The 19,174-nt window shown below is 66.8% G+C and carries 9 protein-coding genes; 6 read left to right on the top strand and 3 right to left on the bottom strand.

Going from position 1 to position 19,174, the window contains the following annotated elements; all coding sequences use genetic code 11:
• The first annotated feature begins 321 nt into the window (after positions 1 to 321).
• From xseA to ACFOPH_RS00775, 6 genes are all read left to right on the top strand, one after another.
• The gene (gene xseA / locus ACFOPH_RS00800) at positions 322 to 1,683 is read left to right on the top strand and encodes an exodeoxyribonuclease VII large subunit (protein ID WP_379732868.1); all 1,362 of its coding nucleotides are present in this window, start codon (positions 322 to 324) and stop codon (positions 1,681 to 1,683) included.
• Between the two features lie 119 nt (positions 1,684 to 1,802).
• Entirely contained in the window at positions 1,803 to 2,381 is a 579-nt protein-coding gene (locus ACFOPH_RS00795) for a superoxide dismutase (protein WP_312550169.1), read from the top strand.
• 174 nt (positions 2,382 to 2,555) lie between these two features.
• Entirely contained in the window at positions 2,556 to 3,680 is a 1,125-nt protein-coding gene (locus ACFOPH_RS00790) for a glycosyltransferase family 32 protein (protein WP_312550170.1), read from the top strand.
• Positions 3,677 to 4,873, top strand: a complete 1,197-nt coding sequence (locus ACFOPH_RS00785) for a glycosyltransferase (protein ID WP_312550171.1) — start codon at positions 3,677 to 3,679, stop codon at positions 4,871 to 4,873. Before ACFOPH_RS00790 ends, ACFOPH_RS00785 begins: the two co-directional genes overlap by 4 nt.
• Positions 4,870 to 5,703: a glycosyltransferase family 32 protein gene (locus tag ACFOPH_RS00780; protein WP_379732865.1), complete on the top strand. Its 834-nt coding sequence runs from the start codon at positions 4,870 to 4,872 to the stop codon at positions 5,701 to 5,703. The genes ACFOPH_RS00785 and ACFOPH_RS00780 overlap by 4 nt, the downstream gene beginning before the upstream one ends.
• Entirely contained in the window at positions 5,700 to 6,527 is an 828-nt protein-coding gene (locus ACFOPH_RS00775) for a glycosyltransferase family 2 protein (protein ID WP_312550173.1), read from the top strand. The genes ACFOPH_RS00780 and ACFOPH_RS00775 overlap by 4 nt, the downstream gene beginning before the upstream one ends.
• Here the strand turns inward: ACFOPH_RS00775 and ACFOPH_RS00770 are convergent.
• The 3 genes from ACFOPH_RS00770 to ACFOPH_RS00760 form a co-directional block, all read right to left on the bottom strand.
• Positions 6,524 to 7,318 carry a hypothetical protein gene (locus ACFOPH_RS00770; RefSeq protein ID WP_379732863.1) on the bottom strand — a complete coding sequence of 265 codons (795 nt, stop codon included), beginning with the start codon at positions 7,316 to 7,318 and terminating at the stop codon, positions 6,524 to 6,526. The two genes, ACFOPH_RS00775 and ACFOPH_RS00770, sit on opposite strands and share 4 nt — an antisense overlap.
• Positions 7,315 to 8,070, bottom strand: coding sequence for a hypothetical protein (locus tag ACFOPH_RS00765; RefSeq protein ID WP_379732861.1), 756 nt, complete (start codon positions 8,068 to 8,070; stop codon positions 7,315 to 7,317). Before ACFOPH_RS00765 ends, ACFOPH_RS00770 begins: the two co-directional genes overlap by 4 nt.
• A gap of 108 nt (positions 8,071 to 8,178) precedes the next feature.
• Positions 8,179 to 19,023, bottom strand: a complete 10,845-nt coding sequence (locus ACFOPH_RS00760; protein ID WP_379732859.1) for an ESPR-type extended signal peptide-containing protein — start codon at positions 19,021 to 19,023, stop codon at positions 8,179 to 8,181.
• Positions 19,024 to 19,174: the final 151 nt, after the last annotated feature.

Below are 19,174 nucleotides of genomic sequence, written 5' to 3'. Positions count from 1 at the left end.
GCCGTAGCATGAACTTTTCACATAAACTGTGGAAAAAGATGTGCGCAAGGCCGGTGGATAACTACCAAGCACTTGATTTATAAGGGAATAGTTCTGCATGCCCGGAATTTTGGCAGGTCCATGCGCTTACTGCCGAGTTCCTCACATTTTTTGTGGATAACATTGTGCCCAAGTGCATATCGCCCCATCTAAGTCATTGATTTAAAACAAATCACCCTCCGCTGCCCGCAAATAAGGCGGCGCGATTCGATTCAAAAACCTCTTGTCGGACCGTCATGGATGTGCCATAAGCTTCTCGGCTTATGCATCAGGACTTCAACCATGCTCAACGATAACGACTCCGACACCGCCTACGCCGCGCCGCCCGTGCTGTCCGTCACCGCGCTGAACCAGCAGGTCGCGCGCCTGCTCGAGCGTTCCTTTCCGCTGGTGTGGATCGGCGGGGAAATCTCGAACTTCACCCGCGCCAGCTCGGGCCACTGGTACTTCACGCTCAAGGACGACGCGGCCCAGGTGCGCGCCGTGATGTTCCGCAGCCGCGCGCAGTATGCCGGGTTCGTGCCGCGCGAAGGCGACAAGGTCGAGGTGCGCGCGCTGGTGACGCTGTACGGCGCGCGCGGCGACTACCAGATCAATGTCGAGGCGATCCGCCGCGCCGGCGTCGGCCAGCTCTACGAAGCCTTCCTGCGCCTGAAGGAGAAGCTCGCGAACCAGGGCCTGTTCGACCAGGAGCGCAAGCGCGCCCTGCCGCTGTTCACGCGCAGCATCGGCATCGTCACCAGCCCGCAGGCGGCCGCCCTGCGCGACGTGCTGACGGCGCTGAAGCGCCGCGCGCCGCACGTGAACATCGTGCTCTACCCTGCCCCGGTGCAGGGACAGTTTGCCGCCGACAAGATCGCCGAGGCCATCATGACGGCATCCACCCGCGCCGAGGTCGACGTGCTGCTGGTGGTGCGCGGCGGCGGTTCGATCGAGGATCTGTGGAGTTTTAACGAGGAATGCGTGGCGCGCGCGATCGCCGCCTGCGCCATCCCCGTCATTGCCGGCGTCGGTCACGAGACCGACGTCACGATCGCCGACTTTGCCGCCGACATGCGCGCCGCCACGCCGACGGCCGCGGCGGAACTGGCCGCCACGCCACGCGAGGACTGGCTGGCCTCGCTGTCGGCCGACGCGCTCGACCTGCGGCGCGCCATGCGGCGCCAACTGTCCGAGGCCAACCAGGGCCTGGACAACCTCAGCCGGCGCCTGCTCAGCCCGACCGCCCAGATCGCCCACCAGCGCCTGAAGCTGCGCGCGATGGCCGCCTCGCTCACCCATGCGTTGCGGGTGCCGATCAACCGCGGCGGCGTGACCCTGGCCCAGCTGCAACAGCGTTGGGCGCGGCACCGTCCCGACCTGCGCACCCTGCGGGCCCAGATCATGTCCGAGCAACGCCACCTGAACGCCAGCGTGTGCAGCCAGGTCAAACAGCGGCGCGACGCCCTGACGGCGCTGGCGGCCCAGCTCGAATTGCTGAACCCGCAACGTACGCTCGAGCGCGGCTATGCCATCGTCAGCAACGCCCAGGGCCAGGCGCTGCGCGCGCCCGGCCAGATCAAGGCGCGCTCGGCGTTGACGGTACGCCTGGCCGAAGGCAGCGCCGAGGTGCGGGTGTCGAGCGTGCAGTCCGTGCTCGAATGACAATTGTTAGGGTGGATAGATAGACGACTACGCAGCAAACATGCAACGTCCGCCCATCCGGTTTAGAATATGCCGTTTCGGAAGAACCACTTCGTTTCCAACCAATCAAGGAATAAGACATGGAACATACTCTGCCGCCGCTGCCGTACGCTAAAGACGCACTCCAGCCACACATCTCCGCCGAGACGCTGGAATACCACTACGGCAAGCACCACCAGGCCTACGTGACGAACCTGAACAACCTGATCAAGGGCACCGAGTTCGAAAACATGTCGCTGGAAGAGATCGTCAAGAAATCCTCGGGCGGCGTGTTCAACAACTCGGCCCAGGTGTGGAACCACACCTTCTTCTGGAACTGCATGAGCCCGAACGGCGGCGGCGCCCCGACCGGCAAGGTCGCTGACGCCATCAACGCCAAGTGGGGTTCGTTCGACAAGTTCAAGGAAGAATTCACCAAGTCGGCAGTCGGCAACTTCGGTTCGGGCTGGACCTGGCTGGTGCAGAAGGCCGACGGCGGTGTCGACATCGTCAACACCTCGAACGCCCACACCCCGCTGGCATCCGACGACAAGGCGCTGCTGACCTGCGACGTCTGGGAACACGCCTACTACATCGACTACCGCAACGCCCGCGCCAAGTTCGTGGAAGCGTTCTGGAACCTGGTCAACTGGGAATTCGTGAACCAGAACATGGCTTGATGCCTGCGTTTGTTTCGTCATGATCAGGTCGGCACGACTTGATGAAGACTGAACGATAGAGGTGGCAGTACAACGCGCCTCGACGAACGGATCGGAACGGCGTTTCCGATCTTACGGCCCGGCTCGCCCGGGCCGTCGTTCTTTTTATGCGGCAAGCCTGCGCTTGCGCGACCCATGAATCTGTTCAGCATCCTGATCGCGGACCGGCAGGCAATCGATCCCGCCAACCTGCCGCCGACGGCAGCGCGCAATGTCGCCTCCTTCCGCGAACACCATCCCGGCCTGCCGCACCGTCTCTATGACCGCGACACCATTCGCGATTTCCTGCGCCGCCACATGGAAGCGGACGTCGCATGGGCGTTCGAGGAGCTGCTGCCCTATGCCTACCGCGCCGACCTGGCGCGCCTGTGCCTGCTGCACGAATTCGGCGGCGCGTATGCCGACCTGTCGGTATTTTTCCACGCGGCCCTGCCGGTCGACTCGGGCAAGCTGGTCGTCTTTCGCGACCGCGCCGTGCACGCTCCCTGGATCGTCAGCAACACGATCATCGCCGCGCCGGCGCGCCTGCCCGCATTCGAAGCGGCGATCCGCATGATCGTCGCCAACTGCCGTAGCCGCCATCGCGGCGTGTCTTCGCTGTGCCCGACCGGCCCGGTCCTGTTCGGCAAGGCGATCGCCATGCACTGCGAGCCCGAGCAGATCCACCTGGGCGAGGTCGTCAACGTGGCCCAGCGCGACAGTACCGAGGCGCTGGCCTTCGTCGATGCGACCGACGGACGCATGATCGGCTACCGTACCAAGTCGGCCGCGGGACTGGACCAGCTGGGCCTGCGCGAAGGCGTCAACAACTACAACGACTTCTATTACGCCCGCCTCGTGTATGCCTCCGACTATCCGGCGCGCGTGGGCGCCGGCTACCTGGCCCGGCATGGCGTCGGCGACGGCGCGCTCGAGAACGGGCAGCTGGTGCTGCGCGGCGGGTCGGGCAAGGTCCTGTGCCATCTGCCGATCCCATTTTCCGCAGGCAGGTACCGCCTGGTGCTGGTGCTGGCCGCGGGCTCGATCGGCCCGCTGGCCCTGCGCGCAACGCTGCACGGCAGCGGCGAAACGGTCGCCGAAGCGCACGGCCGCATCGACGGCGGCCCGGTGACCCTGGCGCTCCCGCTCGAGCTTGCCGTGAGCCGCAAGGATGTCCTTGTCGGTATACTTGCGGGCGACGGCGCATGCCTGCGCATCGCCGAACTGCTGGTCGAGTGCCTTCCGCACGACATGGCAGGCACCGCAACCACCGCAACATGATCAAATACATCTCTCACGGCGACACCACCGGCTACGGCCTGTCCGGCCTGGCCTACCTGCGCGGCCTCCTGAATCTCGGCTTCGACGTCCAGTGGCAACCGGTGTTCTGGGGCGCGCAAGGCTTGCAGCGCTGGGCGCCCGGGATGGCGCCGCAGCTGCTCGAAGCGGTGCGCGCGGCGGCCGACGACCCCAGCCTGCGCGACCTGCCCGCGATCCTGGCGCACACCAGCGCCGCGCGCGACTATCGCATCGTGGTCGCGCACCTGGTGCCCGAATACCTGCCGGCCTGCCTGGAACCGGGCAAGGCCAACTTCGCCTACTGCACCTGGGAGTCGGACCGCATACCGGCGCACTGGCCGGCCATCCTGAACCGCTACGACGCCGTGCTGGTGCCGTCGCGCTTCAATGCCGAGGTGTTCCGCGCCGGCGGCGTCACCGTGCCGCTGCACGTGGTTCCGCACATCCGCCGCCATGCGCACGACGACGTCACGCCGCAGGAACGCGCCGAGGTGCGGCGCCAGCTCGGCATCGGCGCCGACGCCTTCGTCTTCTACACGATCGGCGCCTGGATGCTGCGCAAGGACCTGCCGCGCCTCATCGAGGCCTTCCTGCTGGAATTCAGGCACGACGAAGCGGTCGCACTGTGCATCAAGACCTCGAGCAAGCCGGTGCACTTCCCGCTGCCGCACGAAGCGGGCAAGACCTCGCTGCAACTGGTGCAGGAGACCATGGCGGCGTTTCGCGGCGCGCATGGCCGTTCGCACCTGCCCACGGTCGGGGTGCTGGCCGGCGACGGCGTCAGCGGCGCCTGGATCGACCGCCTGCACCAGGTAGGCGACACCTATGTCTCGCTCACCCGCGCCGAAGGCTGGGGCATGGGGGCATTCGACGCCGCCGCACTCGGGCGCCCGGTCCTGATGACCGGCTGGAGCGGCCAGCTCGACTTCCTCGGTCACGACCACCCGGGCCTGATCGGCGGCACGCTCGCGCCGATCGACTGGCCGGGCACCTCCTACGGACCGGACCAGCAGTGGGCGATTGCCGACATTGCCGACGCGCGCAGCAAGATGCGCTACCGCTTCATGCACCGGGACGAACCGGACCAGCATGCGCGCCGCCTCAGCGAAACCATCGCCAACCGCTATGCCGAGGGCGCCGTCATGCGCCAGTTCCGGCAAGCCATCGGAGCATGACCATGGTCCCGCGCGTGTTCCATTTCATCTTCGGGCTCAAGGAGCAGACCGAGCCCTTCCACCTGGCCCATTACCTCTGCCTGGAATCCTGCCGCCGCCTGAACCGACCGGACGCGATCTGGTTCCACTACGCCAACGAGCCCTACGGTCCGCTGTGGGAGCGCATCAAGCCGCACCTGAGCCTGCGTCCGGTCGTACGCGAAGCGCTGCCTGCCGCGGCCTACGGCGACTCCGAGGAAGGACGGCGCATCGCGGCCGAAGGCTGGAGCTACGCCCACGAGGCCGACTTCATCCGCCTGCGGGTGCTGCACGAGCACGGCGGCGTCTACGCGGACATCGACACCCTGTTCGTGGCGCCGCTGCCGGACCACCTGTACGGGTACGATTGCGTGCTCGGCGACGAGGGCGCCCTGCCCGACGAGCGCGGCATCCTGCGTCCGTCCCTGTGCAACGCGCTGATCATGGCAACGCCCGGTTCCGCCTTCGTCGAACGCTGGCTCGACGGCTCGCGCGACGCCTTCGACGGCAGGTGGACCAGCCACTCGTGCCAGCTCGCCAGCCGTCTGTGGGAAGCGCATCCGGAACTGGTACACGTGGTGCCGCGCCAGTACTTCTATCGCCATCCCTGGACCCCGGCCGGCATGCGCAACCTGTTCGAGCGGCTCGATCCAGATACCCGCGACGTGTTCAGCCTGCACCTGTGCAGCCACCTGTGGTGGGACGCCGGACGCACCGACTTCACCGCCTTCCACGCTGGCCTCCTCACCGAGGAGTATGTGCGCGCCGGCGCCACCACCTACGCCATGCTGGCGCGTCCCTACCTGCCATGAACGACGCCGGCCTCCTCGATTTCCTGCCGCGCGCGGGACGCGGCGTCGACTTCAAGCTGGGCGAGGACGGCGTGCTGGTACAGCAAGGCAACCTGCAACTGCTGGCCTTTCCGGCGCGCCGCCCGCTGGTGTCCTGCCTGATGGTCACGCGCGGGCGCCTGTTTCCCGCGCGTTTCGCCGTCGACTGCTTCCGCCGCCAGAGCTGGTCCGAACGCGAACTGGTGCTGGTGTGCGACGCGCCGGGCACGCCGGTCGAGGCGTATTGCCGGACGCTGGGCGACGCGCGCATCCGCGTGGTGACGCCGGACGGCCCCACCACCAGCCTGGGCGAGCTGCGCAACCTGTCGCTGCGCGCCGCGCGCGGCGAGTATGTCTGTCAGTGGGACGACGACGACCTGTATCATCCGCAGCGCCTGGAACTGGGCATGCTGCTGCTGCAATCGATGCGGGCGGACGCCATGTTCCTGAGCCGCTGGATGCTGTGGTCGCCGCAGGCGCGCCGTATCGGCGTGTCCGGCGCGCGCGAATGGGAGGGATCGATGCTGGCGCGGCGCGCCTGCGTGCCGCCGTATCCGGCCCTGGCGCGCGGCGAAGACACGGCCGTGCTGCACGCCATGCTCGGGCGCGGGCGCGTGGCCCTGCTCGACGCCCCCTGGCTCTATACCTACATCCAGACCGGCGCCAACACCTGGACCGCCACGCATTTCGAGGCCATCTGGGCCGCGGCCAGCCTGGTCGAGCCGCCGCAGCGCTACGATGCCTCCCTCGCCGCCCTCGGCGCGCACGGCCCCTACGCCGACTACGCGCAAGCGGCAGCGGCCTAGCCGCCCGGCGCGGCCCGGCTCGATTCGATCTTCGCTTCGCCCGTATATTCGACGCCGCGGCTGCGCATGAACTCGACGCGGCGCGCGTGCAGCGCGTCGTTCGGGTCGAGCGCGCAGCACACCGTCGCCACGCCGGTGCAGCCGTGCGGCTCGCGCCGCAGCTGTTCGAACACCAGCCGGTCTTCGCCGTCGCCGCTGGCGAACGCGGCGCACGACCACAGGTGCACCACGTGCAGCAGCTGCAGTTTGTCGATCGCCAGCCCGCTCGGGCGCACGAAGCCGCCCAGCGCCTGCGCATACAGGCCGCGGCCGACGCCCACGCTTTCGAGTTCGTCCACGCACCATTCGCGCCCGGTATTGCCGTCGGCGTAGATCGAATACGAGAAGGCCCACTTGCGCCCTTCGATGGCGCGCAGGATGCGCGCGCAGTGCTCTTCCTTGAGCCAGTCGTCGTCGTCGAGATAGACCACGACGCGCGCGTCGGCCAGCAGGGTCAGCGCCGAGCGCAGCGAACCGCCATAGAACGAGGCATGCGGGCCGCCGTGGCGCTGCGAGGTCGAATAACCGAGGTTGATCACCGAGAGCGTCACGTGGGGCGGGCACTCCGGCGCCACCGAAGCGAGCAGGCCTTGCAGGCGCTGGTGCGGGTCGCAATCGACGCCGACCAGCACCTGGATGCGCCCGCCCGCGCCTTCCAGGCGCTGGCGGAACACCGAGCGCAGTGCCCGCGCCAGCGAGGCGCGGCAGGTGGTGACGATCACCACCGCGACGGCGTGACGGGCGGCGATCATAGCGGACGCAGCGCGAACGGATAGCCGCCCGCGTCCCTTTCGGCCGCCTGCGCGGCGACACGCTCGCGCACCTGGTCGACGCCGAGCGCCCCGGGGCGGTGGTGGGTGGCATCGCGCTGCGGCGCATGGGTCGACGCCAGCGCGACGTCGTTGAAGAAGAACGGCACGGTCGCCGTATAGCAGATGCTGCGGCGGTACAGCAGATGGTCGGCCACCAGCTTGCCGTAGGCATGCACGCCGCTCAGGTCGAGGGACACGCCATCGGGACAGTAGCGCGCCAGCAGCCGCTCCATGCCGGCGCGGCTGACCAGGTAGGCGCCCGCCGAGTAGCAGGACGGCTCCCATTCGTGCCACAGGATGCCGTGGCGCAGATAGAGCTCGCCCAGCTCGCGCACGACCGGCGCATGGCTCACGTGCAGCTGCAGGATTTCCCAGTCGGGCGGCGCGGCGGCCAGCAAGGCGGCGCTGTCGAACAGGTAATGCGAACGCACGTCGTCCTCGAGGATGAGGGCGGCGGCGCTGCCGGAACGCCAGGCGGCGCCGACGGCGCGCAGGTGGGAAGCGCAAATGGCCAGCTCGGCGCGGGTGTTGACGAGCGGCTTGCGTACCGACACCGGCGGCAGGGTGTTGGGCGTGACCGCCTCGACGCGCGCGTGGACGACGCCGGCGCGCGCCAGGAAATCGCCGGCCAGCGCCCGACGCTGCAGGTCGGCCTCGCGGTTGATCCAGAAATGGGGTAAAGCGTCGAACATGCGTGCCAGTCTATCCGAAAAATGGCCCGGCCCGGCCCGGCCCGGCGCCAGCCGGCCCGGGCCATGGGCCAGGTGGGGTCAAGTCAGGCCAAGCCAGGTCAGGTCAGGTCAGAAGACCGCGCGCACGCCGGCGTTGGCGCCGACCTGGTAGTAGCCGCTGCGCGCTTCGCCGGCCAGGCCGAAGTACAGGTAGCTCCCCTTGCGCAGCTGCAGCGTGCCGCTGACTTCACCCTGGACGAAGGTGCGGCCCACCTGCGGCGCGCCGACCGCGCTGTCCAGGCCGGCCAGCACGGTGCCCAGCTGCGGACGCAGCAGGTCGCCGCCGTCGACGCCGGCGCCGAGGTTGAAGCGGTAGGTCGACGCCTGCAGCGGATCGGCGTTGCGCGAAGCCGCCGACAAGCCCGCCACCAGGCGCGTGCCGGTGGCGGAATAATCGTCCAGCGCCAGGCCTGCCAGCGAGGCACCGCTTTCCGCGGCGGCGTCGCGTTCGACCTTCTGCACCGTGACGCGGGCAAACGGCGCGACGCGGGCGCCGGCCAGTTCGCGCTCGGTGCGCACGCCCAGGCCGAGCAGCGAGCCCTTGCCGTCGACCTGCGCTGCCAGTGCCGCCCCGCCCGCCGCCAGCGGATCGGCACGGTGGCTTTCGGTCTTGTCGCGGCCATGGGCGCCGATGGCGTCGACGACCACGCTGCCGATGGCGTGTTCGCCGTAGACGAACAGCTTGTTCTGGCGCAGTTCGCCGCTGCCCGCGGTCGCGTCGAGCTTGCTGTTGGCATGGCTGACGCCGAAGCCGATCCGGGTGTCCCCGTTGCGCAGCAGGTCAAGGCCCAGCGTGGCCTGGACGCGGTCGGCATCAAAGCCGGACGCGGACGCGTCGTCGCTCCACTTGCCGCGGTTGGCCGTGATGTCGAGCCACAGGGCGCGCGCGTCGGCGCCGGCGTTGTGTTTCAGGACGCTGCGCTGCAGGTCCCAGCCGGCTTGCGGCGCGGCCGCGGCCAGTGCGCCGTGCACTTCGCCCGCCAGGTCGCGCACCAGCGGCGCCAGCTGCTCGGCGCCGTAGGAGCCGACCTGGTACAGCAGCGCGGTCTGCGCGCTGCTCGCCTGGCCGGCGGCGTCGCGCTCGACCAGCGTGTCGAGAACGACGCCGGTGGCGCGGCCGTTGGCATTGGCGCCGCCGGCGAAGGCGGCGTAGGACGCCGGCAGGACCTTCAGGTCGATGCTGTTGCTGCCATCCACGTTATAGAACACCGCCATGCGCTTGCCGTCCAGGCCGGAGGGTTGCGCCAGCGCGTCGAAGCGTCCCACGATGCCGCCATCGGCCGTGACGATGCGGAAGGTCTGGCCCAGCTGCGGTGCCAGCGGCGCCGAGCCATAGCCCGGCTCGTCCGGCGTGTACAGATCCTTCAGCGCCGGCGCCAGGGTCACGCCCGGCGCGATCGTGAAGCGCTTGCCGTTGACGACGTGCAGGTAGGAGTAATATCCGGCCGCACCCACCGGGGTCGCGCTTGACGCCTGCACGGTGCCGCCGATGTCTTCCTTGTAGGTACTGCCGGTGGCCATGGTGACGTTGGCGTCGGCCGTCAGCATGCCTGGCGAATTGCCCGGCGACAGCGTGCCATGCACCAGCAGCTCGCCCTTGATGGTGCCGGCGCCGCCCAGGGTCGCGCCGCGCGCCACCGTCACCTGGCTGTTGAAGTTGCCGTTGGCAAGCAGCTTGCCCTGCTGGACGCAGGTGCTGTCGATGGTGGCGCTGCCGGTAACGTTCAGGGTGCCCAGGCCAGTCTTGGTGAAGCAGCCGTTGCCGGGCGCACCGGAAAGCAGGTTGCCCGCCAGCGTCGTGGTGGTGCCCGTCTCCGTGTAGATCTCGGTCGAGCGGCCCATGCGGATGTCCTGGCCGGTGGCGATGTCCACGGTCGCGACGATGGTGCCGCCGTTGAAGGTCAGCACGCTGCCCCAGCCGAGGCCGTAGGCATGGGTGACCTTGACCAGGCCATCGTTGATGGTAAGACCGCCGGTCCAGCCGTCGCCGCGCTGGTTGGCGCTGCCTTTGCCGCCGCCGTTGTCGCCGCCCAGCACCAGGGTGCCCGCGCCTTCCTTCACCAGGCGGCCTTCGCCGCTGATATTGCCCAGCCAGGACACGACGCTGTCCGCGCCTTGCGTGTCGATCGTGCCATTGTTGGCGGTGAGCAGCACGGCGCGCGACGATTCCAGGGTGGCGATGGTCTGCAGGGTGCCGCCGTCGAGCGTCAGGCCGTTGCCCGGCGCCCCCAGGGCGGCATCGGCGCCGATGCGCAGCACGCCGCCCTGGCCCACGGTCGTACCGCCGGTATAAGTGTTGATTGCCTCCAGCGCCAGTGTGCCGCCCTTGACTTGCAGTCCGCCACCGTTGCCGAGCACGCCGCGCAGCACCAGGGTGCCGGTGCCCCGCTTGACGAGGGCGCCCGCGCCCGTTACGGCGCCGTCTTCGAAGGTCGTGGTGCCGCCATCGACGTCCACCGTGCCCGTGCCGCTCAGCAGCAGGCCACGCGCATGGGTCAGGTCGGCGCCAGTCTGCCAGGTGCCGTTGTCCAGCTCGAGCGCAGCAGTTCCGCGCCCAAGGTTGGCGTCGGCCACGGTGCGCAGCGTGGCGTTGCGCACCACCGTCTTGCCGGTGTAGGTATTGTCGCCGCTCAACGCTTGCTGGCCACCGAGGATGGCCAGGCCACCCGAACCGTGGATAGCGCCACCGAAGGTGTCGTGCGCGCTCGTCAGGGTCAGCGTCTGGCCGCCGAGCAGCACCGCGCCCGAGCCGGACAGGGATTGCACTTCGGCGCCCTTATTGGTCGCGATGATGTCGAAGCTACCGTTGTTGACCAAACCGCTGGAGGCGGCGATGCTGCCCGAACCGGACAGCTCCAGGCTCGCACCGTTCGCGACTGTGGTCGCACCGGTATAGGTATTGGCGCCGCTCAGGATCTCATGACCGCCGGCGATGGTGAGGCCGCCCGAACCTTGAATGGCGCCGGCGAAAGTATCGCGCGCGTTCGTCAGGGTCAGCGTCTGGCCGCCCAGCAGTACCGCGCCAGACCCGGACAGGGATTGCACTTCGGCGCCGTTTTTGGTGGCGGCGATGTCAAAGGTGCCGTTGTTGACCAGGCCGCTGGAGGCGGCGATGCTGCCCGAACCGGACAGTTCAAGGCTCGCACCGTTCGCGACTGCGGTCGCACCGGTATAGGTATTGGTGCCGCTCAGCACTTCATTGCCACCGGCGATGTTCAGGCTACCGTTGCCCTGGATGACGCCAGCAAAGGTATCGTGCGCATTGGTCAGGGTCAACGTCTGGCCGCCCAGCAGGACGGCGCCCGATCCGGACAGCGTTTGCAGTTCGGCACCGTTGTTGGTAGCGGCGATGTCGAAGGTGCCGTTGTTGACCAGGCCGCTGGAGGCAGCGATGCTGCCCGAACCGGACAGATCCAGACCTGCGCCGTCCGCGACTGCGGTCGCGCCCGTGTATGTGCTCACACCGCTCAGCACTTCATTGCCGCTGGCGATGTTGATGCCACCGTTGCCCTGGATAACGCCGGCGAAGGTGTCGTGCGCATTCGTCAGGGTCAGCGTCTGGCCGCCGAGCAGTACTGCGCCCGAGCCGGACAGCGTTTGCAGTTCGGCACCGTTGTTGGTAGCGGCGATGTCGAAGATGCCGTTGTTGACCAGGCCGCTGGAAGCAGCGATGCTGCCCGAACCGGACAGTTCCAGACCTGCGCCGTCCGCGACTGCGGTCGCACCGATATAAGTGTTCGTCCCGCTCAGGATCTCATGACCGCCGGCAATGGCCAGACCACCGTTGCCCCGGATGACGCCGGCGAACGTATCGTGCGCATTCGTCAGGGTCAGCGTCTGGCCGCCCAGCAGGACAGCGCCAGAACCGGACAAGGACTGTACTTCCGCGCCATTGTTTTTGGCAGCGATGTCTAAGGTGCCATTGTTGACCAGGCCGCTGGAGGCAGCGATGCTGCCGGAGCCGGACAGTTCGAGGCCGGCGCCGCTAGCGACTGTGGTCGCACCGGTATAGGTATTGGCGCCGCTCAGGATCTCATGACCGCCGGCAATGGCCAGACCACCGTTGCCCTGAATGACGCCGGCGAACGTATCGTGCGCATTGGTCAGGGTCAGCGTCTGGCCGCCCAGCAGGACGGCGCCCGATCCGGACAGCGTTTGCAGTTCGGCGCCGTTGTCGGTAGCGGCGATGTCGAAGATGCCGTTGTTGACCAGGCCGCTGGAGGCAGCGATGCTGCCCGAGCCGGACAGTTCGAGGGCCGACCACTCGGCAACGCTGGTCGCACCGGTGTAGGTGTTTGCACCGCTCAGCACTTCACGGCCGCCGGCGATGTTCAGACCGCCATTACCCCGGATGACGCCGGCGAAATCGCCGCTCGCATTGGTCAGGGTCAGCGTCTGGCTGCCGAGCAAGACGGCACCCGAACCGGACAAGGACTGTACTTCAGCGCCGTTGTTGGTAGCGGCGATGTCGAAGGTGCCGTTGTTGACCAGGCCGCTGGAGCTGGCAATGCTGCCGGAACCGGACAGTTCCAGGCCTGCACCGTTCGCGACTGCGGTCGCGCCGGTATAGGTGTTGGCGCCGCTCAGCACTTCGTTGCCGCCGGCGATGTTCAGACCACCGTTGCCCTGGATGACGCCGACGAAATCGCCGCTGGCATTGGTCAGGGTCAGCGTCTGGCCTCCCAGCAGCACGGTGCCCGAACCGGACAAGGACTGTACTTCAGCGCCGTTGTTGGTAGCGGCGATATCGAAGGTACCGTTGTTGACCAGGCCGCTGGAGCTGGCAATGCTGCCCGAACCGGACAGTTCCAGGCCTGCACCGTTCGTGACTGCGGTCGCGCCGGTATAGGTGTTGGCGCCGCTCAGCACTTCATTGCCGCCGGCGATGTTCAGACCACCGTTGCCCTGGATGACGCCGGCGAAATCGCCGCTCGCATTGGTCAGGGTCAGCGTCTGGCCGCCCAGCAGTACCGCGCCCGAGCCGGACAGGGATTGCACTTCGGCGCCGCTGTTGGTGGCGGCGATGTCGAAGCTGCCGTTGTTGACCAGGCCGCTCGAGGCGGCGATGCTGCCAGAGCCGGACAGTTCGAGGCCCGCGCCGTTTGCGACTGCGGTCGCGCCCGTGTATGTGCTCACACCGCTCAGCACTTCATTGCCGCTGGCGATGTTGATGCCACCGTTGCCCTGGATAACGCCGGCGAAGGTGTCGTGCGCATTCGTCAGGGTCAGCGTCTGGCCGCCGAGCAGTACTGCGCCCGAGCCGGACAGCGTTTGCAGTTCGGCACCGTTGTTGGTAGCGGCGATGTCGAAGATGCCGTTGTTGACCAGGCCGCTGGAAGCAGCGATGCTGCCCGAACCGGACAGTTCCAGACCTGCGCCGTCCGCGACTGCGGTCGCACCGATATAAGTGTTCGTCCCGCTCAGGATCTCATGACCGCCGGCAATGGCCAGACCACCGTTGCCCCGGATGACGCCGGCGAACGTATCGTGCGCATTCGTCAGGGTCAGCGTCTGGCCGCCCAGCAGGACAGCGCCAGAACCGGACAAGGACTGTACTTCCGCGCCATTGTTTTTGGCAGCGATGTCTAAGGTGCCATTGTTGACCAGGCCGCTGGAGGCAGCGATGCTGCCGGAGCCGGACAGTTCGAGGCCGGCGCCGCTAGCGACTGTGGTCGCACCGGTATAGGTATTGGCGCCGCTCAGGATCTCATGACCGCCGGCGATGGTGAGGCCGCCCGAACCTTGAATGGCGCCGGCGAAAGTATCGCGCGCGTTCGTCAGGGTCAGCGTCTGGCCGCCCAGCAGTACCGCGCCAGACCCGGACAGGGATTGCACTTCGGCGCCGTTGTTCGTGGCGGCGATGTCGAAGGTGCCGTTGTTAACGAGGCCGCTGGAGGCAGCGATGCTGCCCGAGCCGGACAGTTCGAGGGCCGACCACTCGGCAACGCTCGTCGCACCGGTGTAGGTGTTTGCACCGCTCAGCACTTCACGGCCGCCGGCGATGTTCAGACCGCCATTACCCCGGATGACGCCGGCGAAATCGCCGCTCGCATTGGTCAGGGTCAGCGTCTGGCCGCCCAGCAGTACCGCGCCCGAGCCGGACAGGGATTGCACTTCAGCGCCGTTGTTGGTGGCGGCGATGTTGAAGGTGCCGTTGTTGACCAGGCCACTGGAAGCAGCGATGCTGCCCGAACCGGACAGTTCCAGGCCTGCACTGTTTGCGACTGCGGTGGCGCCGGTAAAGGTGTTGGTGCCGCTCAGGATCTCATGACCGCCGGCGATGGTGAGGCCGCCCGAACCATGGATGGCGCCAGCGAAGGTGTCGTGCGCATTGGTCAGGGTCAGCGTCTGGCCGCCCAGCAGGACAACGCCAGAACCGGACAAGGACTGTACTTCCGCGCCATCGTTTGTGGCAGCGATGTCGAAGGTGCCGTTGTTGACCAGGCCGCTGGAGGCAGCGATGCTGCCGGAGCCAGACAGTTCGAGACCTGCGCCGTTTGCGACTGCGGTCGCACCGGTATAGGTGTTGGCGCCGCTCAGCACTTCGTTGCCGCCAGCGATGTTCAAGTCACCGTTGCCCTGGATGACGCCGGCGAAATCGCCGCTGGCATTCGTCAAGGTAAGGGTCTGGCCGCCCAGCAAGACGGCGCCCGAACCGGACAACGATTGCACTTCGGCGCCATTGTTGGTCGCGGCGATGTCGAACGTGCCGTTGTTGACCAGACCGCTCGAGGCGGCGATGCTGCCAGAGCCGGACAGTTCCAGGTTCGCGCCGATAGCGACTGCGGTCGCGCCCATGTACGTGTTGGTACCGCTCAGGATCTCATGGCCGCTGGCAATGGCCAGGCCACCCGAACCTTGGATGGCACCGGCGAACGTGTCATGCGCATTCGTCAGGGTCAGGGTCTGGCCGCCCAGCAGCACCGCGCCCGAACCGGACAGGGATTGCACATCGGCGCCCTTATTGGTGCCGGCGATGTCGAACGTGCCGTTGTTGAGCAGACCGTTGGAAGCGGCGATGCTGCCAGAGCCGGACAGTTCCAGGTTCGCGCCGATAGCGACTGCGGTCGCGCCGGTATAGGTGTTGGTGCCGCTCAGGATCTCATGACCGCCGGCGATGGTGAGGCCGCCCGAACCATGGATGGCACCAGCAAAGGTGTCGTGCGCATTGGTCAAGGTCAGCGTCTGGCCGCCCAGCAGTACCGCGCCCGAGCCGGACAGCGATTGCACTTCGGCGCCATTGTTCGTGGCGGCGATGTCGAAGGTGCCGTTGTTGACCAGACCGCTCGAGGCGGCGATGCTGCCCGAACCGGACAGTTCCAGGCCCGCGCCGTTTGCAACTGCGGTCGCGCCGGTATAGGTATTCGTCCCGCTCAGAATCTCATGTCCGCCGGCGATGGTGAGGCCGCCCGAACCATGGATGGCGCCAGCGAAGGTGTCGTGCGCATTGGTCAGGGTCAGCGTCTGGCCGCCGAGCAGTACGGCGCCCGAGCCGGACAAGGACTGCACTTCTGCGCTCTTATTGGTGTTGGCGATGTCGAACGTGCCATTGTTGACCAAGCCGCTGGAGGCAGCGATGCTGCCCGAGCCGGACAGTTCGAGGGCCGACCACTCGGCAACGCTGGTCGCACCGGTGTAGGTGTTTGCACCGCTCAGCACTTCACGGCCGCCGGCGATGTTCAGACCGCCATTACCCCGGATGACGCCGGCGAAATCGCCGCTCGCATTGGTCAGGGTCAGCGTCTGGCTGCCGAGCAAGACGGCACCCGAACCGGACAAGGACTGTACTTCAGCGCCGTTGTTGGTAGCGGCGATGTCGAAGGTGCCGTTGTTGACCAGGCCGCTGGAGCTGGCAATGCTGCCGGAACCGGACAGTTCCAGGCCTGCACCGTTTGCAACCGCGGTTGCGCCGGTATAGGTATTCGTCCCGCTCAGGATCTCATGACCGCCGGCGATGGTGAGGCCGCCCGAACCTTGGATGGCGCCGGCAAAGGTATCGCGCGCGTTCGTCAGAGTCAGCGTCTGGCCGCCGAGCAGTACCGCGCCCGAACCGGACAGCGATTGCACTTCTGCGCCGTTGTTGGTCGCGGCGATGTCGAAGGTGCCGTTGTTGACCAAGCCGCTGGAGCCGGCGATGCTGCCCGAGCCGGACAGTTCGAGGGTCGACCACTCGGCCACGCTCGTCGCGCCCGAATAGAGATTTTTGCCGCTCAGGGTCTCATGGCCGCCGGCGATGGCCAGGTTACCCGAACCGTAGATTGCGCCGGCGAAGGTGTCACGCGCATTGGTCAAGCTCAACGTCTGGCCACCGAGCAGCACCGCGCCAGATCCAGACAGGGATTGCACTTCGGCGCCGCTGTTGGTCGCGGCGATGTCGAAGGTGCCGTTGTTAACAAGGCCATTCGATGCGGCAATAGCGCCGGAGCCCGACAGTTCGAGGGTCGACCATTCGGCCACACCCGTTGCACCCGTATAGGTATTTTTGCCGCTCAGGATCTCATGACCGCCGGCGATGACCAAGCTACCGTTGCCCTGGATGACGCCGGCGAAGGTATCGCGCGCGTTCGTCAGGCTCAGCGTCTGGCCGCCCAGCAGGACAGCGCCCGAGCCGGACAGGGATTGCACTTCGGCGCCGTTGCGGGTCCCGGCGATATCGAAGGTGCCGTTGTTGACTAGGCCGCTGGAGGCAGCGATGCTGCCCGAACCGGACAGTTCCAGGGCCGACCATTCAGCGACGTTCGTAACTCCGGTGTAGGTGTTCACACCGCTCAGTACTTCATTGCCACCGGCAATGGCGAGGCCTCCGTTGCCCTGGATGACGCCGGCGAAATCGCCGCTGGCATTGGTCAGGGTCAGCGTCTGGCCTCCCAGCAGCACTGCACCCGAGCCGGACAAGGATTGGACTTCGGCCCCTTTATTAGTCCCGGCGATGTCGAAGGTGCCGTTGTTGACCAGGCCGCTGGAGGCAGCAATAGCGCCGGAGCCCGACAGTGTTAGCGTCGACCATTCGGCGACACTCGTTGCGCCGGTATAGGTATTGGCGCCGCTCAGCACTTCGTTGCCGCCGGCGATGTTCAGACCACCATTCCCCTTGATGACGCCAGCGAAGGTATCGTGCGCATTGGTGAGCGTCAGCGTCTGGCCGCCCAGCAGCACCGCGCCAGAGCCGGACAGGGATTGCACTTCAGCGCCGTTGTTGGTGGCGGCGATATCGAAGGTGCCGTTGTTAACCAAGCCGCCGGAAGCAGCGATGCTGCCCGAACCGGACAGTTCGAGGGTCGACCACTGGGCGACATTCGTCGCGCCCGTGTAGGTGTTCACACCGCTCAGCACTTCGTTGCCGCCGGCGATGTTTAGACCACCGTTGCCTTGCACGACACCGGCGAACTCGCCGCTGGCGTTGGTCAGCGTCAACGTCTGGCCGCCGAGCAGCACCGCACCCGAGCCGGACAGGGATTGCACTTCGGCGCCCTTATTGGTGCCGGCGATGTCGAACGTGCCGTTATTGACCAAGCCGCTAGAAGCAGCAATGCTGCCCGAACCGGACAGTTCGAGGGCCGACCACTGAGCGACGTTCGTCGCGCCTGTGTAGGTGTTCACACCGCTCAGCACTTCGTTGCCGCCGGCGATGTTTAGACCACCGTTGCCTTGGACGACACCGGCGAACTCGCCGCTGGCGTTGGTCAGCGTCAACGTCTGGCCGCCGAGCAGCACCGCACCCGAGCCGGACAGGGATTGCACTTCGGCGCCCTTATTGGTGCCGGCGATGTCGAACGTGCCGTTATTGACCAAGCCGCTAGAAGCAGCAATGCTGCCCGAACCGGACAGTTCGAGGGCCGACCACTGAGCGACGTTCGTCGCGCCCGTGTAGGTGTTCACACCGCTCAGCACTTCGTTGCCGCCGGCGATGTTCAGACCACCGTTGCCTTGGACGACACCGGCGAACTCGCCGCTGGCGTTGGTCAGCGTCAACGTCTGGCCGCCGAGCAGCACTGCACCCGAGCCGGACAGGGATTGCACTTCGGCGCCCTTATTGGTGCCGGCGATGTCGAACGTGCCGTTATTGACCAAGCCGCTAGAAGCAGCAATGCTGCCCGAACCGGACAGTTCGAGGGCCGACCACTGGGCGACGTTCGTCGCGCCCGTGTAGGTGTTCACACCACTCAGCACCTCATTGCCACCGGCGACGTTCAGACCACCGTTGCCCTGGATGACGCCAGCGAAATCGCCGCTCGCATTGGTCAGGGTCAGCGTCTGGCCGCCGAGCAGCACCGCCCCCGAGCCGGACAGGGATTGCACGTCGGCGCCGTTGTTGGTCGCCGCGATGTTGAAAGTGCCGTTGTTGACCAGGCCGCTGGAGGCGGCAATGGCGCCCGAACCAGACAGCGTCAGTGTCGACCATTCGGCAACGCTGGTCGCGCCCGTGAACGTGTTTGCGCCGCTCAGCACCTCAAAGCCAGCAAGCGACAGACCGCCATTCCCCCGAATAACGCCGGAGAATGAGTCGTTGGCGTTGGTCAGGATCAGGTCGGACGTGCCCAGCAGGACCGCGCCGGAGCCCGACAGGCTGGCCAGATGCGTATCGACGGTGGTCGGACGCACATCGAACTGGCCGTCGTTACGCAGACGCATGCCCTCGTATTCGGGCACGTCGGAGTCGGTCAAGGTGACACTCTCGCCGTGGGCGATCACATCCGGGTAATAGCTCACCTGGGCAAACGAGACGAGCGGAAACAGCGCAGCGACGGCGGCAACGAGTGCCTTGCGCACGCCCCGGAAAGGCTCCGCACTCTCGTCGCCAACACGTATCGCCCCGGTCTTTCCGCCTTCCTTGCCCTGCGCATTGCCGACTTCCGCGACAGCCATCAGCATGTGACGTTTAGTGTTCCAGACGAGGCGATAGATATGGTTCATGAAGCGATCAGGTAAAGGAGGAGATGGAAGAGCGCACGAGTGTCGTCTTCCCGGGGGCGGAGCCGAACTTCACTGCAGAGGCACGTTGTAGGGATTATCCTACAAATGAGATTCCAACAGGAAATGATTGTTCCTTGAAAACCCAAAAATA

The sequence above is a fragment of the Massilia haematophila genome, from assembly GCF_042647645.1.
Taxonomy (GTDB): Bacteria; Pseudomonadota; Gammaproteobacteria; order Burkholderiales; family Burkholderiaceae_D; genus Telluria; species Telluria haematophila.
Note: the sequence above shows the minus strand (reverse complement) of the source record. Positions and strands in the feature narration are given on the sequence as shown.

Bases quoted from the DNA above. Each gene is read 5' to 3' on its own strand.
- ACFOPH_RS00780 (WP_379732865.1), top strand. From the start codon at position 4,870: ATGACCATGGTCCCGCGCGTGTTCCATTTCATCTTCGGGCTCAAGGAG.
- ACFOPH_RS00790 (WP_312550170.1), top strand. From the start codon at position 2,556: ATGAATCTGTTCAGCATCCTGATCGCGGACCGGCAGGCAATCGATCCC.
- ACFOPH_RS00775 (WP_312550173.1), top strand. From the start codon at position 5,700: ATGAACGACGCCGGCCTCCTCGATTTCCTGCCGCGCGCGGGACGCGGC.
- ACFOPH_RS00760 (WP_379732859.1), bottom strand. From the start codon at position 19,023: ATGAACCATATCTATCGCCTCGTCTGGAACACTAAACGTCACATGCTG.
- xseA (WP_379732868.1), top strand. From the start codon at position 322: ATGCTCAACGATAACGACTCCGACACCGCCTACGCCGCGCCGCCCGTG.
- ACFOPH_RS00785 (WP_312550171.1), top strand. From the start codon at position 3,677: ATGATCAAATACATCTCTCACGGCGACACCACCGGCTACGGCCTGTCC.
- ACFOPH_RS00765 (WP_379732861.1), bottom strand. From the start codon at position 8,070: ATGTTCGACGCTTTACCCCATTTCTGGATCAACCGCGAGGCCGACCTG.
- ACFOPH_RS00770 (WP_379732863.1), bottom strand. From the start codon at position 7,318: ATGATCGCCGCCCGTCACGCCGTCGCGGTGGTGATCGTCACCACCTGC.
- ACFOPH_RS00795 (WP_312550169.1), top strand. From the start codon at position 1,803: ATGGAACATACTCTGCCGCCGCTGCCGTACGCTAAAGACGCACTCCAG.